The sequence below is a fragment of the Streptomyces sp. NPDC048270 genome (assembly GCF_040652335.1).
Lineage (GTDB): Bacteria > Actinomycetota > Actinomycetes > Streptomycetales > Streptomycetaceae > Streptomyces.
On sequence record NZ_JBEZLV010000013.1, the window covers coordinates 72961 to 87093 of the forward strand.

Genomic DNA, 14133 nt, shown 5'->3' on the forward strand with positions numbered 1-14133 from the left:
CTAAGGAGAAGCCCATGTGCCTGGCGGTTCCGGGACGAGTGCTCGACATCGGGGAGAGGGACGGCACCCGCATGGCGACCGTCGACTTCGGCGGCGTGCAGAAGGAGGTGTGCCTGGAGTACCTGCCGGACCTCCAGGTCGGCGAGTACGCCATCGTCCACGTGGGCTTCGCCCTCCAGCGCCTGGACGAGGAGTCGGCCCGCCAGACCCTCGAACTCTTCGAGCAGCTCGGCATGTTGCAGGAGGAGTTCGGCGACCCCTGGGAACAGGCCGCGGCCGCGGGCGGCGAGCCGTGGCCCTTCACCGACGACCCGGACGCAGCCGCAGCGCAGGAGGAAGCCCGCCCGTGAAGTACATCGACGAGTTCCAGAACCCCGAGCTCGCCCGCAAGCTGCTCGACGACATCCACGCCACCGTGACCCGCCCGTGGGCCCTGATGGAGGTCTGCGGCGGCCAGACGCACACCATCATCCGGCACGGCATCGACCAACTGCTCCCCGAGCAAGTGGAGTTGATTCACGGCCCGGGCTGCCCGGTGTGCGTCACCCCGCTGGAGGTCATCGACAAGGCCCTGGAGATCGCCTCCCGTCCGGACGTCGTCTTCTGCTCCTTCGGCGACATGCTGCGCGTGCCGGGCACCGGCCGCGACCTCTTCCAGGTGCGCAGCGAGGGCGGCGACGTACGGGTCGTCTACTCCCCGCTCGACGCGCTGCGGATCGCGCAGGAGAACCCGGGGCGCGAGGTGGTGTTCTTCGGCATCGGCTTCGAGACCACGGCCCCGCCCAACGCCATGACGGTGTACCAGGCCAGGAAGCTCGGCATCCGCAACTTCAGCCTGCTGGTCTCCCACGTCCGCGTCCCCCCGGCCATCGAGGCGATCATGCGCTCGCCCAGTTGCCGGGTCCAGGGCTTCCTCGCCGCCGGGCACGTGTGCAGTGTGATGGGCATGGGGGAGTACCCGGAGCTGGCGGCCCGCCACCGGGTCCCGATCGTCGTGACCGGCTTCGAACCGCTGGACATCCTCGAAGGCGTACGGCGGGCCGTACGGCAGCTGGAGCGCGGCGAGCACACCGTCGACAACGCCTACGCGCGTGCGGTGCGGCCCGAGGGGAACCCGGCGGCGCTCGCCATGCTGGAGGACGTCTTCGAGGTCACCGACCGTGCCTGGCGGGGCATCGGAGTGATCCCGGACAGCGGCTGGCGGCTGTCCTCCCGCTACCGCGAGTACGACGCCGAGCACCGCTTCTCGGTGACCGGCATCAACACCCTCGAGCCCGCCGAGTGCCGCAGCGGCGAAGTGCTCCAGGGGCTGCTCAAGCCGCACGAGTGCGAGGCCTTCGGCACCCTGTGCACCCCGCGCAGCCCGCTCGGCGCCACGATGGTGTCCAGCGAGGGGGCGTGCGCCGCGTACTACCTGTACCGCCGGCTGGAGCTCACTCCCGCCCGGACCGCCGTTTCGCCGGAGGCGAGCCCCGTTGCCTGAGACCGCACCGCACACGACCGCACTCGACATCACCGGCTGGACCTGCCCGGCCCCGCTGCGCGACCGCCCCCGCGTGGTGATGGGCCACGGCGGGGGCGGCGCGCTCTCGGCCGAACTGGTCCAGCACCTGTTCGCCCCCGCCTTCGGCGGCGAGGTCCTGGCGCAGCTCGGGGACAGCGCCGCGGTCACCCTGGGCGGGGTCCGGCTGGCCTTCTCCACCGACTCGTACGTCGTCCGGCCGCTGTTCTTCCCGGGCGGCAGCATCGGCGACCTCGCGGTCAACGGCACGGTCAACGACCTCGCCATGAGCGGGGCCCGGGCCGCCTACCTCTCCTGCGGGTTCATCCTCGAAGAGGGTGTCGAGATGTCGGTGGTGGCCCGGGTGGCCGAGGCGCTCGGGGCCGCCGCGCGCGCCGCCGGGGTGGAGGTGGCGACCGGCGACACCAAGGTCGTCGAGGCGGGCCACGGCGACGGCGTCTACGTCAACACCGCGGGCATCGGGCTGATCCCCGCCGGGGTGGACCTGCGCCCCCAGCGGGTGGTGCCCGGTGACGTCGTGATCGTCAGCGGCGAGATCGGCCTGCACGGAGTGGCCATCCTGAGCGTCCGGGACGGGCTGGAGTTCGGCGTGGACATCGAGAGCGACTGCGCGGCCCTGGGCGGTCTCGTCCAGGCCATGCTCGCCGTCACCCCGGACCTGCACGTCCTGCGCGACCCCACCCGCGGCGGTCTGGCGGCCTCCCTCAACGAGATCGCGGCGGCCTCCGGGACGGGAGTGGTCATCCAGGAGGGCCGGGTCCCGGTCCCCGCCGCCGTCGGGAACGCGTGCGCGATCCTCGGCCTCGACCCGCTGTACGTGGCCAACGAGGGCAAGCTGGTCGCGTTCGTCCCGCGCGAGCACGCCGACGCCGTCCTCGACGCCATGCGCGCCCACCCTCTGGGCCGGCACGCGGCGGTGATCGGCGAGGCGGTGGCCGACCACCCCGGCATGGTCGTGGCCCGTACGGGCCTCGGCGGCACCCGGGTGGTCGACCTGCCCATCGGGGAGCAACTGCCGCGCATCTGCTGACGGGGGCCGGGCAGGAGATGATGGAAGGGGAGGGCCGTTTCTGCGAAGGCCGGACCGAGCGTGGAGGAGGTGTGCGTGCCATGACGGAGCACGACGGCGGTCCGTCGGCGCGGAATCTGGAGGAAGGCCGGCTGCTCAAGGAGCTGGCGGCCATCCACCGCACGCGACACGAGACGCTGCTGCACGGGTCGGACGACGCCCTGGTCACCCACACGCAGCGGATGAACGAGCTGGAGCACGAGTACGTACGCCGCCACCCGCAGCGGGCCCAGACGGCCGGCCGCACCCGCTCGGGCGCCCGGGCCCGCGGGACCGCCGAACAGGGCTCCGACTAGCCTCCGCGCGCCCGGGCGGGCCGCCGGAGCGGGCTCCGCGCCCCGGCGGCCCGCCGCGCCCGGAGGGCGGAGCCGGGGCGGCGGTCAGCCGTCCTTGTTCGTGTAGCGCATGCGCGCCCACAGCGGCAGGGCGAACCAGCACAGCAGGTACCAGGCCAGCACCCCGGCCACCAGCCAGGGCACGAAGGCGTTGTGCATGGCCACGCGCAGTACCAGCAGGAGCGCTGCGGTGAGGGTGGCCAGCAGCAGCAGGATGCCCGCGAACGTGAGCCGTGAGGCCCAGACGACGGCCTCGGGCTTCATCCGGCGGCCCGAGACGATGCGGTGGAAGGCGACCGGGCCGATGAGCGCGCCGGTGGACAGGGATCCCAGGACCACGGTCACGATGTAGATCGTCTTGTCCGTCTGCGCCAGCCCCTGGAAGTGGGGGGTGAAGACGACGGTCAGCAGGAAGCCGAAGAGGATCTGCACTCCCGTCTGGGCGACCCGGATCTCCTGCACCAGCTCCTGCCACTGCCGGTCCGCGCGCTCTTCCTCGGTCTCGTCCCTGCCGTCACCCCGCGCGGCGTCGACTCCTTCTTCGCGCATGACGCCTCCCGGTGGCGCTCTCGTACCCCTTCTCGTCCATGGTCCCCCCGGCGTGCGCGAACGGCAGGTGCGGAGAGGAGCCTGAAATGGGTCACACTTGCCTCGGATGAGACAATTTTGTATCGTTCGAGGCGAAGGAGGCTCATCATGGTGTCGGAAGAACAGCTGCTGGACAGCGCCGCGCGCGTCCTCGCCGGCGATCACAGCGCCTCGATGGTGCAGATCGCCGCCGGGACCGGCACCAGCCGCGCCACGCTCGGCCGCCGCTACGCGACCCGCGAGGCCCTGCTCAAAGCCGTCGCCGTCCGGGCCATCCAGGTGGTCGACGCCTGCCTCGCCCCGGCCGACCTGGCCGAGACCGCCGACGGCCCGGCCTTCGACGCCGCGCTCGAGGAACTGGTCCTCGGCCTGCTGCCGGCGGCGCACCTGTACGGCTTCACCTCGCGCGACGCCACCGTCCTCGCAGACCCGGAGTTCCGGGCCGGCGTCGACCGCCAGGACCAGCGGGCGCTCGCCTTCCTCACCCTCGGCCAGCGGCTGGGCCGGCTGCGCGCCGACCTGCCGCCGTACTGGATCTGGTACGCGCTGTGGGGTCTGCTCGACGCGGCCGCCGAGGGCGTCCGCGACGGGCACCTCGCCCCCCGCCAGACCGGCGGCCTGGTCCTCACGTCCTTCCTCGGCGCCGTCCGGCCCCCCGGACCCCCGGCCGCGTAGCTCCCGGCCCGCCACCCCGCGCACGACCCCGAACGGAACCTCATGCACCCCGCCGCGCTCGACCCCCGCCGGTGGATCGTCCTGGCGATCCTCTCCGGCAGCCTCCTGCTGATCTCCATGGACACCACGATCCTCAACGTGGCCTTCCCCTCGCTCGTCGGCGACCTCCAGCCGAGCGCCGTACAGCAGCTGTGGATCATCGACGTCTACGCGCTCGCGCTGTCCGGCCTGCTGGTCACCGCGGGCGCGCTCGGCGACCGCTGGGGGCGCAAGCGGCTGCTCATGGCGGGCTTCGGCATCTTCTCGCTGGCCTCGCTCATGGCCGTCTTCGCCACCGAGGCCTGGCACGTCATCGCGGCCCGCGCCCTCCTCGGCATCGGCGGCGCGGCCATCATGCCCTCCACTCTGTCGATCCTGCGCAGCGTCTTCACCGATGCCAAGGAGCGCGCCTTCGCCCTGGCCGTCTGGGCGGCCGTGTTCGGCGGCGGCATGGCCTTCGGCCCGGTCGTCGGCGGGCTGCTCGTCCAGGACCACGGCTGGCACTCCGCCTTCCTCCTCAACCTGCCCGTCGCGGCCGTCATCGTCGCCGCGGGCCTGCGCTACCTCCCCGAGTCCCGCTCCCCGCGCAGCACCGGCGCCTGGGACTGGTGGGGCGTCGGCCAGTCCATCGTCGGCATGCTCGCCCTCGCGGGCGGCATCAAGCAGCTCGGCAAGAGCGGTGTCGCCGACCCGCTGCCCTGGGCCCTGCTGGCCGTGGCCGCCATCGCGCTGACCGTCTTCGTCCGCCGCCAGCTGCACCGGGACAACCCGCTGCTGCAGGTACGGCTGTTCGCCAAACCCGCCTTCAGCGTCGCGGCGACCGCGATCTTCCTGCCCATGGTGGGCATGGGCGCGATCCTCTTCCTCGTCACCCAGTGGTTCCAGTACGGCCAGGGCTACACCCCGCTCGAGGCGGGCCTGCGCCTGCTGCCCGCCCCGCTCGCGCTGATCTGCGCCTCGATGGTGGCCCCCGCCCTGATGCAGCGCTTCGCGATCCGGCACGTGCTCGGCGCGGGCCTGGTCGTCCTGGCCGCGGGCATGGCCCTGCCGTGGACCTTCCAGCAGTTCACCGACCTCGGCTACCCGGCCTTCGCGGCCGCCCTGACCGTCATGGGCCTGGGCGCCGGCATCGCCACCACGGTCGCCTCGGTCACGCTGATCTCCTCGGCGCCCGCCGACGAGGTCTCCAGCGCCGCCGCCATCGAGGAGACCTGCTACGAACTGGGCTCCGCCATGGGCGTGGCCATCCTCGGCTCCACCGCGGCGGCCCTCTACCGGGGCAACCTGCCCGCCCTGGACCTGGACGGGGCGAGCGCCGCAGCGGTACGGGACTCCGTGGGCGAGGCCGCGCACATCGCCGAGACGCTCGGCGGCGCCGTCGGCCAGGCCCTGATCGACACCGCCTCGCAGGCCTACACCCTCGCGATCACCCCGGCGTTCCTCATGGCCGGCGGGCTCGCGGTCGCCGCGGCCGCAACGACCTGGGCGCTCATTCCGCGCGACCTCCAGCCCACCGAGAACCACTGATCCGCACCGATCCGAAGGCGGGCGCGGCGGGCGCCGGGCCCAGGGTGGTGGTCCCCGGCGCCGCCCGGTGGCCCAGACCCGTGCGGTACACGTCCAGCGCCGCCTCGGTCCGGCCCGTGCGGCGCAGCAGATCGCCCAGCATCCGGCACAGGTCCGCCAGGTCGCCGCTGGCTCCGCTGCGTTCCAGCAGCGCCAGCGCCTGCACGTAGTGCTCCTCGGCGGCCTCGGGCTCCCCGCGCTCCTCGGCCATCAGGCCCAGGAGCCGGTGTGCGCCCGCCGCGTGCACGGCGCCGTGGCTGTCGCCCAGGTCCAGCAGGGCCGAGAGCAGCTCCGCGGCCTCCCCGGACCGGCCGAGCCGGCGCAGCACGTCCGCCAGCTCCACCTCCACCTGCGCCGTGTACAGGGCCGCACGCCGGGCGGCCAGCATCTCCCGGGCCGTGCGCAGCTCGCGCTCCGCCGCGTCGAGTTCGCCGTTCTGCGCCTGCACGTACCCGCGCATCCAGTGGCAGTGCGCCAGGTCGGTCCGCAGCCGCAGCTGCCCGTAGATCGCCTGGGCCTTGGCGAGCGAGGCGTCGGCGTCGGCCGCCCGGCCCTCGGCCAGGAACGTCCGCGCCACCTGCCGGTGCATCCCCGCCACCAGCGCCGGATCGCTGACCTGCGGGGCCAGGGCGAGGGCGAGTTCGGCCGCGTGGGCTGCGCGGGCGTGGGCGCCCATGTCGATGTACGGTCCGATCACCGCGGCGTAGAGCAGGACCAGCGCCTCGGGGTCCGCCAGCCCGCTCGCGCCCAGCTCGTCGATGGTCGACTCCAGCAGATAGCAGGCGTAGCGCAGCTCTCCCGCGAGCAGGTGGGCGACGGCGCGGCCGCGGATGGGGCGGGCCCGGCGGGGCAGCGGCTCGTCCGCCAGCAGGCGCTCGGCCGCCTCGAAGTGGCCGATCGCATCGGGGAGTTCACCCGATTCCAGGGCGCACTCGCCCAGCCCGAGCAACGCCTCCGCCTGCTCGGGGACCAGCGCGAGCCCGTGCGCCTCGTCCAGCAGCCGCCGGTACCGTGCGGCGGCTTCCCCGGCCTCGCCGGTGGCGAGCGTCTGCTGGGCCTCGGCCAGCGCCAGGCGCAGCTCGGTGGCCAGGTGGGCGGGGCGGCCGGTGGTCAGCTCCTCGTACGAGGTGCCCAGCCGCTCGGCGAGGAAGCGCAGCGCCGTCTCGGACGGGCGGACCCGGCCCGACTCCAGCGTCGAGATGTAGGCGGGCGTGTAGCTGGGCTCCGCCAGCTGCCTCTGCGTCAGGCCCAGTTCGGTGCGCATCCGCTGAACCCTGCTGCCGATGCGGGCCGGTTCGTCCATGGCATCCCCCTGGTTGCTCGAACTCCCCAGTATTCAGGGGGATCAGGTCATTGCGCACTCCCCGCGCGCCCCCTAGTTTAAGCAACCGATTCAGCAGACTTAACTTCATGCTTAACTTCCTTTCCAGGGGGAGGACTTCATGCGTCCAGTCAGAGGCCGGTTCAGGGGTCCGGCGCTGCGCGCGGCCCTCGCGGCGGCCTGCGCGGCCGCCGTGCTGGTGCCGGCCGCACCGGCGGGAGCCGCAGCCGCACCGCCGGCGGCCGGGGCCGGGGTCGAGGTCGAGATACCGGGGCCGGAGCACGGCGGCGACGCCGGATCCGGCCACATCCGCGTCCCGGCCGCCGGAGCCCGGGCGAAGACCGAGGGCGGGCTCTCCGCGGCGGAGCGGGCCGCCGACGGCGACGTCGCCAAGATGATCGACAACGGCCCGACCGGCGACCGCCTCGACGTGGTCGTCATCGGCGACGGCTACACCGCCGCCGAGCTGGACCGGTTCCACTCCGACGCCCGCCAGAAGTGGGAGGAGGTGACGGCCGTCGAGCCGTACACCACCTACCGGAACCTGTTCAACGTGTGGACGGTCGACGCCGTCTCCCGGGAGTCCGGAGTCTCCGGCGACCCCGCCCCGGCCACCGTCCGCGACACCGCCCTCGGCTCGTACTTCTGGTGCGAGGAGATCGAGCGGCTGCTGTGCGTGGACCAGCCCAAGGTCGACGCGTACGTGGCGAAGGCGCCCGAGGCCGACCTGGTCATCGTGCTCGCCAACAGCGCCAAATACGGCGGAGCGGGCTACAACGAGCCCAGCGCCGCCCTGGGCTACGAGGGCATATCGACCGCCTCGGCGGGCCACCCGAAGTCCGGCCAGGTGGCCATCCACGAGACCGGCCACTCGCTCGGCAAGCTCGCCGACGAGTACTTCTACGCCGACGTCCCGGAGTACGAGGAGTACACCGGCCCCGAGCCCGCCGAATCCAACAGCTCCGCCCTGCCCGCGGACCGGATGGCCGCCCAGCGGGCCAAGTGGTACCGGTGGCTCGGCGAAACCTCGCCGGACGGCGGCACGGTCGGCGCGTACGAGGGCGGCGGCTACTTCGCCACCGGGCTGTACCGGCCCACGGACAACTCGCTCATGCGGGTGCTGGGCAAGCCCTTCAACCTGCCCGGCGTCGAGGCGATGATCGGCGGATTCCACCGGCACGCCCGGACCGTCACCCCGCTCACCCCGACCGACCGCACCCTGCGGCTGCGGCACACGGCGAAGGCGGCCGTGCCGAGGCTGGCCGGAGCGGACGGCCGCCAGCTCCTGGTGCGGTGGTACCTGGACGGCAGGGAGCTGAAGCGCTTCGAGGGCCGCACCGAGGTGGCGGTCGCGGACCTGTGGCTCTTCGACCTGCGCACCCACCGGCTCAAGGTCACCGCCGAGGACCGCACCCCCGCGGTACGCGACCCCGGGACCGCCCGCACCCTGCGGTCCGCGGCCGAGTGGAAGGTCCGCCTCTGAGCCCTGCCGCCAGGCACCTCAGACCCGGCGCCAGACGGCCATCGCCCAGGAGAACAGACCGAACAGCATGAGCCCGGCGGCGACGAGCACGAGGAGCCACGGTCCCGCCGGGGTCTGGGCGAAGGCGCGGAGGGTGTCGTCGACGCCCTTCGCCTCCGCCGGGTCGAAGCGGGCCGCCGCATAGACGACGAAGCCGCCCGCCGCGGCGAACACGGCGCCACGGGCCACGCCGCCGGTGACGCCGAGGAACTCGACCGCCTTGCGGACCCCTTCGGACATCTGCTCCGTCTTCAGGTGCTTGCGGAACTTGCGCAGTGCCGCCCGCACGGCGATCACCACGCCTCCGACGGCGATCGCCGCACCGGCCAGGCCGACCCACCACGGGCCGCCCGGCAGCTCCATGACCTTGGCCGTCACATCGCGCGACTGCTCGTCGCTGGACCCTTGGCCGCCGGTCCCGGCGGCGAACGACAGCACCGAGAACGCGGCCACCGCGTAGAACACCGTCCGCGCCGCCGACGCCAGCCGCCTGCCGACCTTGCCGCCGTCGGGGCCTCCCGCGCCGAACACCACCTCGGACAGCCGCCACAGCATCATGCACACCAGGCCGATGCCGACGGCCCACACGAGGAAGCCGCCGAGGGGCTGCCGCGTGAGCTCCTGCAGCGCGCCCGTCCGGTCCGCCTCGGGCCCGCTCTCACCGAACGCCACCCGCAGCGCGAGCACGCCGACGAGCACGTACAGCACGCCGCGCGCCGCCAGTCCGCACCGTGCCACCACGGCCCGGCCCGTACCGCCCTGGGACGCCGTCCTCACACCCTCGCGCCGTGCACCCTTGAGCCCTGCACCCTCGTGTATTCCTTCGCGACCCGTCATGACTGGCGGCTACCCGCAGGGGGCCCGTCCATGCTGGAGCCGCCGCGCGGCGGGGCCCGCCGGCTCACGGGCGAAGCACCGGCCGGCGGCCGCCGCGACGGGGATCACGGCGGCCACCGGCCGGGACGCGCACACGCCGGGGGACTACATCGGGTCCATGCCCCGGTCGTCCATCCGGCCCTCCTGCTCGCTCTGCTCCTGGAGACGGCGGGCCTTGTCGCGCAGCCGCTGCTTCTCCTCCGGGTCCTGCGAGCGGTCGGCCGCATCGTTCAGCTCCTGGGCCTTGGCGCGCATCTGCTGGGACCGGCCGCGGGACTCGCCTGAAACGCTCATGATCGCTCCTTGATCGGTGGGGGGAGAGCGGGCGGCTCCAGCGAAGCAGCAGGGCCGTCCGCCCGCATCTCGAACCGTCACCGAGCGTGACCCGCCCGGAAGGCCAAACACGCCGTTCGCAGCCGACAGGGCTTAGGCTCGGACCAGGGCTGACAAGGGGATGGTGTTCATGTGCCGCTGGCTCGCCTACTCGGGCTCACCACTGCAGCTCGACGCGGTCCTCTACCGCCCGGAACACTCGCTCATCAACCAGAGCCTGTACGCGCGGATGGGCGTCGAGTCGACCAACGGTGACGGGTTCGGCGTCGGCTGGTACAGCGCGGACGGCAGCGGGGACGGCACCCCCGCCGTGTTCAAGGACACCGCGCCGGCCTGGAACAACCGCAACCTGCGGGAGCTGGCCGGGCACGTCCGCTCTCCGCTGTTCTTCGCGCACGTCCGCGCCTCCACCGGATCCGCCATCCAGCAGACCAACTGCCACCCCTTCCGGCACGGTCGCTGGCTGTGGATGCACAACGGGGCGATCGCCGACTTCCACCGGCTGCAGCGCGACCTCTGCATGGCCGTGGACCCGGCGCTCTTCCCCTGCATCGAGGGCTCCACCGACTCCGAGGTGATGTTCTACCTGGCGGTCACCTACGGCCTCGACCAGGACGCGCCGGGCGCCGTGGCCCGGATGGTCGGCCTGGTGGAGCGGGTCGGCAAGGAGCACGGAGTGAGCGACCCGCTCCAGATGACGGTCGCGGTGAGCGACGGCGAGCGCCTGTGGGCGTTCCGGTACGCGAGCGAGGGCAAGTCCAGGTCGCTGTTCTACAGCAGCGCCGCCGAGACCGTCCGCCACCTCCACCCCGAGCTGCCCTTCCTCGCCGAGGTCTCCGACGCGACGCGGCTGGTGGTCTCCGAGCCGCTGGGCGACCTGCCCGGCGTGTGGAACGAACTGCCGGAAGCCAGCTACGCGGTGATCCCCTCCACTCCCGGCGTGGACTACCTGCCCTTCGTGCCCGAACCCTAGTGCGGTGGCCGGAAAGGTTCACCTTTCCGGCCACAGCACTAGGAGGGGCGCGGCCTTCAGCCCGGCGCCTTCAGCCCGGCTCCGCCGCCAGGGCGGTCGTCAGCGTGAAGAGGGCCCCGTCCGGATCGCGCAGCGCCACCCACCGCTCGGTGGCGTTCGAGGTGATGTCCGAGACGGTGCGCCCGCCGAGCTCGACGGCGGCCTCGATCGCCGGCCGCAGCCGGGGGACGCGGAAGTGGACGTGCCAGCGCGGCCGGGTGTGCGAGGAGTAGGCGGCCGGCTCGACCGGGCCGCTGTTGAGCCGTGCGACGGGCTCGCCGCCCTGCCTCAGCACCACCTGCTCCTCCTCGTAGGAGACCTCGCAGCAGCCGGTGCGGCCGGTGGCCCACTCCAGCACCGCCCCGTAGAAGATCGCCGCGTCGAAGGCGTTCCGGGTGCGCAGCTCCAGCCAGGCCGGCGCCGGGCCCCTGCCCACCCGCCAGTGGGCGGCGACGGCGCCCTGCCAGATGCCGAAGACGGCGCCGTCGGGATCGGCGACCAGCGCCGCGCGGCCGCCGGTGGCGAAGGAGACCGGCCCGACCGCGATGGTGCCGCTGCGCTCCCGGATGCGGTCCGCCGCCGCATCGGCGTCGTCGACGGCGAAGTACGGGGTCCAGGCCACCGCGACCCCCAGGTCGGAGGCGAGCGCGCCGATGCCCGCCACCGGTACGCGGTCCAGTTCGGCGACCGAGAACGCGTCGCCGAGCCGGGCCCGCCGGAAGGTCCAGCCCACGACCGCACCGTAGAAGCGCTGGGCCGTGCCGAGGTCGCGGGCCATCAGGCTCACCCAGCAGGGGGCTCCGAAGACCTCCTTCGTCGATACCTTCACCGCTCGCTCCGTCCCTCGTGAGCCCCCGGCCCGCACCACCGGCCCGCCCCCGCCCCTACCGTCCCATTCTGGTCCTTTTCGGGAGGATCCACTCGACCGATGGGGCGGGGAGCGTGGCCGTGCTGTCACTGGCAGTGAGCACCGCGCGACGATAGCCTCGGAAGCCCGCGACGCGGACGCCACCGCGCCCGGCCCGGAAGGCAGGTCCCCCATGGCGCGTTCCCCCGTCCCCGTGATCGATCTCGAACCCTGGCGGTCGGGCGGGCCCGCCGCCCGGGCCCGTACGGCGGCCCGCGTCGACGAGGCCCTGCGGGCCGCCGGGTTCCTCCTGGTGACCGGGCACGGAGTGGACCCGGCGCTGCCCGCGCGGATCAGGGCGGCCGCACGCGAGTTCTTCCTGCTGCCTGGCCGCGCCAAGGAGCCGTACGCGGTCACGGTCGGCGGCCGCGGCTGGCTCGGCCCCGGCGCCGAGGCCAACAGCTACGCCGAGGGGACGGCCTCGCCGCCCGACCTGAAGGAGTCCTGGTCCTGGGCCGCGGACGACCCCACCGGGGTGCCCGCCGTGGACGCCGAGTGGTTCCGCCCCAACGCCTGGCCCGCGGAAGTGCCCTCGCTGCGGCCGCTGGTCACCGCATACCTGGACCTGATGCGGGCCCTCTCCGACGAGCTGCTGCGACTGCTGGCCACCGCCCTCGGCCTCGACGAGGACCACTTCACCCGCCACACCTCCCACCCCACCTGGGGGTTCAACGTCAACTGGTACCCGGGCGCCGAGCGCGTCGGCCCTCCGCTGCCCGGCCAGTTCCGCATCGGCGCCCACACCGACTTCGGCACCGTCACGGTCCTGGACCGCCAGCAGGGCGCGGGCGGGCTGCAGATCCACACCGACGCCGACGGCTGGCAGGACGCCCCGTACGACCCGGCCGCGCTCACCGTCAACATCGGCGACCTGATGGCCCGTTGGACCGGCGACCGCTGGCGCGCCGGCCGCCACCGCGTCCTGCCGCCGCCCGCCGACGCGCCCGCCGAGGAGCTGATCTCGCTGGTCTACTTCTACGAATGCGACGCGCACACCCGCGTGGAGTCCCTGCCCGCGCCCGTCGGGCGGGTCGTGCACGACCCGGTCGACTCCCACCTGTACCTGCGGGAGAAGCTGCGCGCCATCAGCGTCACCGACGGGAGTGCGACCTCAGGGTGATCCGGCGCCCTTCCGGAGGCGGACGGCCGCCTCCTCCTGTGAGCTGACGATCCGCCAGGGCGGGCTCAGTAGTTTCGGAGGCATGAACCGACGCCGCGCGGCCACCGCCGCAGCCTTACTCGCCCTGCTCCTGCCGCTCCCCCTCGCGGCCGCCGGCACGTCCGCGGCCGCCGAGGCCCCGTCCGCGGCCGAGAGCCGCCGCACCGCCCTGGAACTCCCGCGCCCCACCGGCCGTTTCCCCGTCGGGCAGGAGACGCTCCACCTCGTGGACCGCAGCCGCACGGACCCGTGGGCCGGGTCCGGCCCGCGCGAGCTGATGGTCACCATGCGCTATCCGGCGCAGCGGGGCACCGGCGGCCCCGTGCGCTACCTCACCCGCGAGGAGGCCCGGCTGCTGCTGGTCGACAAGCAGCTGGACGGGGTGATCCCGGTCGAGGCCCTCGCCGGAACGGCCGCGCACGCCCGCTCCCAGGCCCGGCCCGTCGCCGGGCGGTACCCGCTGATCGTCCTCTCCCCGGGCTTCACCGTCCACCGTTCCACCCTCACCGCGCTGGCCGAGGACCTGGCCTCCCGCGGATACGTCGTCGCCGCAGTCGACCACGCCTACGAGAGCGTGGGCACCGCCTTCCCGGGCGGGCGCGTGCTGGAGTGCCTGGCCTGCGAGAAGGCGGAGGCGGGCACCCCCATGCGGGCGGTCAGCGACAACCGCGCCCGCGACGTGTCCTTCCTCCTGGACCGCCTCACCGGCCGCCACCCCGCCTGGCGCCACGCCGGCCTCATCGACACGAGCCGCATCGCCATGGCGGGCCACTCCATCGGCGGCGCCTCGGCGCTCGCCGCGATGGCCGCCGACCCGCGGGTCCGGGCCGGGATCAACATGGACGGCGGACTCGCCACGCCGGCCCCCGAGACCGGAATCGGCGCACGCCCCTTCATGCTGATCGGCGCGCAGGACGGCGTCCCCGGGGGCAATGCGAGCTGGGACCGCGACTGGCCCCGCCTCGACGGCTGGAAGCGCTGGATCACCTTCGCGGACTCCGGCCACTTCACCTTCAGCGACTTCCCGGCCCTCGCCGACCAGCTGGGCCTGCCCGACCCCGAGGCCCCGCTGGGCGGCGCCCGCTCCGTCGAACTGACCCGGGCCTACGTCGCCGCCTTCTTCGACCAGCACCTCAAGGGCAGGCCCCAGCCCCTCCTGGACGGCCCGTCCCCCGAGGCGCCGGAAGTCCGCTTCCACACCCCCTGAGC

Annotated in this window: 15 protein-coding genes; 10 read left to right on the top strand and 5 right to left on the bottom strand. The window is 73.7% G+C overall.

The window, feature by feature from the left end; translation table 11 throughout:
• Positions 1-14: 14 nt before the first annotated feature.
• The 4 genes from AB0D66_RS14365 to AB0D66_RS14380 all read left to right on the top strand — a co-directional run bounded on the left by AB0D66_RS14365 (position 15) and on the right by AB0D66_RS14380 (position 2887).
• On the top strand, positions 15-350 hold the full coding sequence (locus AB0D66_RS14365) for a HypC/HybG/HupF family hydrogenase formation chaperone (protein WP_362301781.1): 336 nt from the start codon (positions 15-17) through the stop codon (positions 348-350).
• Positions 347-1483: a hydrogenase formation protein HypD gene (gene hypD, locus AB0D66_RS14370; protein WP_362301784.1), complete on the top strand. Its 1137-nt coding sequence runs from the start codon at positions 347-349 to the stop codon at positions 1481-1483. Before AB0D66_RS14365 ends, hypD begins: the two co-directional genes overlap by 4 nt.
• A complete protein-coding gene (gene hypE / locus AB0D66_RS14375) occupies positions 1476-2552 on the top strand; it encodes a hydrogenase expression/formation protein HypE (RefSeq protein ID WP_362301786.1) in 1077 nt (358 codons plus the stop codon). Before hypD ends, hypE begins: the two co-directional genes overlap by 8 nt.
• A gap of 80 nt (positions 2553-2632) precedes the next feature.
• Positions 2633-2887 carry a DUF6158 family protein gene (locus tag AB0D66_RS14380; protein WP_362301789.1) on the top strand — a complete coding sequence of 85 codons (255 nt, stop codon included), beginning with the start codon at positions 2633-2635 and terminating at the stop codon, positions 2885-2887.
• Positions 2888-2971: 84 nt separating this feature from the next.
• Here AB0D66_RS14380 and AB0D66_RS14385 read toward each other — a convergent pair whose 3' ends face one another.
• On the bottom strand, positions 2972-3475 hold the full coding sequence (locus AB0D66_RS14385; RefSeq protein WP_362301792.1) for a DUF6328 family protein: 504 nt from the start codon (positions 3473-3475) through the stop codon (positions 2972-2974).
• Between the two features lie 147 nt (positions 3476-3622).
• Here AB0D66_RS14385 and AB0D66_RS14390 point away from each other — a divergent pair, with 147 nt between their 5' ends.
• The gene (locus AB0D66_RS14390) at positions 3623-4189 is read left to right on the top strand and encodes a TetR/AcrR family transcriptional regulator (RefSeq protein ID WP_362301795.1); all 567 of its coding nucleotides are present in this window, start codon (positions 3623-3625) and stop codon (positions 4187-4189) included.
• A 42-nt stretch (positions 4190-4231) separates the two neighbouring features.
• Positions 4232-5755 carry an MFS transporter gene (locus AB0D66_RS14395; RefSeq protein WP_362301798.1) on the top strand — a complete coding sequence of 508 codons (1524 nt, stop codon included), beginning with the start codon at positions 4232-4234 and terminating at the stop codon, positions 5753-5755.
• Here AB0D66_RS14395 and AB0D66_RS14400 read toward each other — a convergent pair.
• Positions 5718-7097: a helix-turn-helix transcriptional regulator gene (locus AB0D66_RS14400; RefSeq protein ID WP_362301801.1), complete on the bottom strand. Its 1380-nt coding sequence runs from the start codon at positions 7095-7097 to the stop codon at positions 5718-5720. The genes AB0D66_RS14395 and AB0D66_RS14400 overlap by 38 nt on opposite strands.
• Positions 7098-7236: 139 nt before the next feature.
• Between AB0D66_RS14400 and AB0D66_RS14405 the strand changes: the two genes are divergently transcribed.
• A complete protein-coding gene (locus tag AB0D66_RS14405; protein WP_362301804.1) occupies positions 7237-8598 on the top strand; it encodes a M64 family metallopeptidase in 1362 nt (453 codons plus the stop codon).
• A gap of 18 nt (positions 8599-8616) precedes the next feature.
• Here the strand turns inward: AB0D66_RS14405 and AB0D66_RS14410 are convergent, their stop codons facing one another.
• Entirely contained in the window at positions 8617-9414 is a 798-nt protein-coding gene (locus tag AB0D66_RS14410) for a DUF1206 domain-containing protein (protein WP_362301807.1), read from the bottom strand.
• Between the two features lie 204 nt (positions 9415-9618).
• The gene (locus tag AB0D66_RS14415) at positions 9619-9807 is read right to left on the bottom strand and encodes a DUF6381 family protein (RefSeq protein ID WP_362301810.1); all 189 of its coding nucleotides are present in this window, start codon (positions 9805-9807) and stop codon (positions 9619-9621) included.
• 169 nt (positions 9808-9976) lie between these two features.
• On the opposite strand from AB0D66_RS14415, the gene AB0D66_RS14420 reads away from it, so the two are divergent.
• A complete protein-coding gene (locus AB0D66_RS14420; protein WP_362301813.1) occupies positions 9977-10819 on the top strand; it encodes a class II glutamine amidotransferase in 843 nt (280 codons plus the stop codon).
• 70 nt (positions 10820-10889) lie between these two features.
• Here AB0D66_RS14420 and AB0D66_RS14425 read toward each other — a convergent pair whose 3' ends face one another.
• A complete protein-coding gene (locus AB0D66_RS14425) occupies positions 10890-11636 on the bottom strand; it encodes a VOC family protein (protein WP_362302005.1) in 747 nt (248 codons plus the stop codon).
• Between the two features lie 262 nt (positions 11637-11898).
• Here AB0D66_RS14425 and AB0D66_RS14430 point away from each other — a divergent pair, with 262 nt between their 5' ends.
• Both AB0D66_RS14430 and AB0D66_RS14435 read left to right on the top strand, forming a co-directional pair.
• Entirely contained in the window at positions 11899-12885 is a 987-nt protein-coding gene (locus AB0D66_RS14430; RefSeq protein WP_362301816.1) for a 2-oxoglutarate and iron-dependent oxygenase domain-containing protein, read from the top strand.
• A gap of 82 nt (positions 12886-12967) precedes the next feature.
• Positions 12968-14131, top strand: a complete 1164-nt coding sequence (locus tag AB0D66_RS14435; RefSeq protein WP_362301819.1) for an alpha/beta hydrolase — start codon at positions 12968-12970, stop codon at positions 14129-14131.
• The last annotated feature ends 2 nt before the right edge of the window (positions 14132-14133 follow it).

What these genes read in the sequence shown, in the direction of transcription:
- AB0D66_RS14415 (WP_362301810.1), bottom strand. Translation starts at nt 9,807, where the DNA reads ATGAGCGTTTCAGGCGAGTCCCGCGGCCGGTCCCAGCAGATGCGCGCC.
- AB0D66_RS14430 (WP_362301816.1), top strand. Translation starts at nt 11,899, where the DNA reads ATGGCGCGTTCCCCCGTCCCCGTGATCGATCTCGAACCCTGGCGGTCG.
- AB0D66_RS14435 (WP_362301819.1), top strand. Translation starts at nt 12,968, where the DNA reads ATGAACCGACGCCGCGCGGCCACCGCCGCAGCCTTACTCGCCCTGCTC.
- AB0D66_RS14380 (WP_362301789.1), top strand. Translation starts at nt 2,633, where the DNA reads ATGACGGAGCACGACGGCGGTCCGTCGGCGCGGAATCTGGAGGAAGGC.
- AB0D66_RS14365 (WP_362301781.1), top strand. Translation starts at nt 15, where the DNA reads ATGTGCCTGGCGGTTCCGGGACGAGTGCTCGACATCGGGGAGAGGGAC.
- AB0D66_RS14400 (WP_362301801.1), bottom strand. Translation starts at nt 7,097, where the DNA reads ATGGACGAACCGGCCCGCATCGGCAGCAGGGTTCAGCGGATGCGCACC.
- AB0D66_RS14390 (WP_362301795.1), top strand. Translation starts at nt 3,623, where the DNA reads ATGGTGTCGGAAGAACAGCTGCTGGACAGCGCCGCGCGCGTCCTCGCC.
- AB0D66_RS14395 (WP_362301798.1), top strand. Translation starts at nt 4,232, where the DNA reads ATGCACCCCGCCGCGCTCGACCCCCGCCGGTGGATCGTCCTGGCGATC.
- AB0D66_RS14385 (WP_362301792.1), bottom strand. Translation starts at nt 3,475, where the DNA reads ATGCGCGAAGAAGGAGTCGACGCCGCGCGGGGTGACGGCAGGGACGAG.
- AB0D66_RS14425 (WP_362302005.1), bottom strand. Translation starts at nt 11,636, where the DNA reads ATGGCCCGCGACCTCGGCACGGCCCAGCGCTTCTACGGTGCGGTCGTG.
- AB0D66_RS14405 (WP_362301804.1), top strand. Translation starts at nt 7,237, where the DNA reads ATGCGTCCAGTCAGAGGCCGGTTCAGGGGTCCGGCGCTGCGCGCGGCC.
- AB0D66_RS14420 (WP_362301813.1), top strand. Translation starts at nt 9,977, where the DNA reads ATGTGCCGCTGGCTCGCCTACTCGGGCTCACCACTGCAGCTCGACGCG.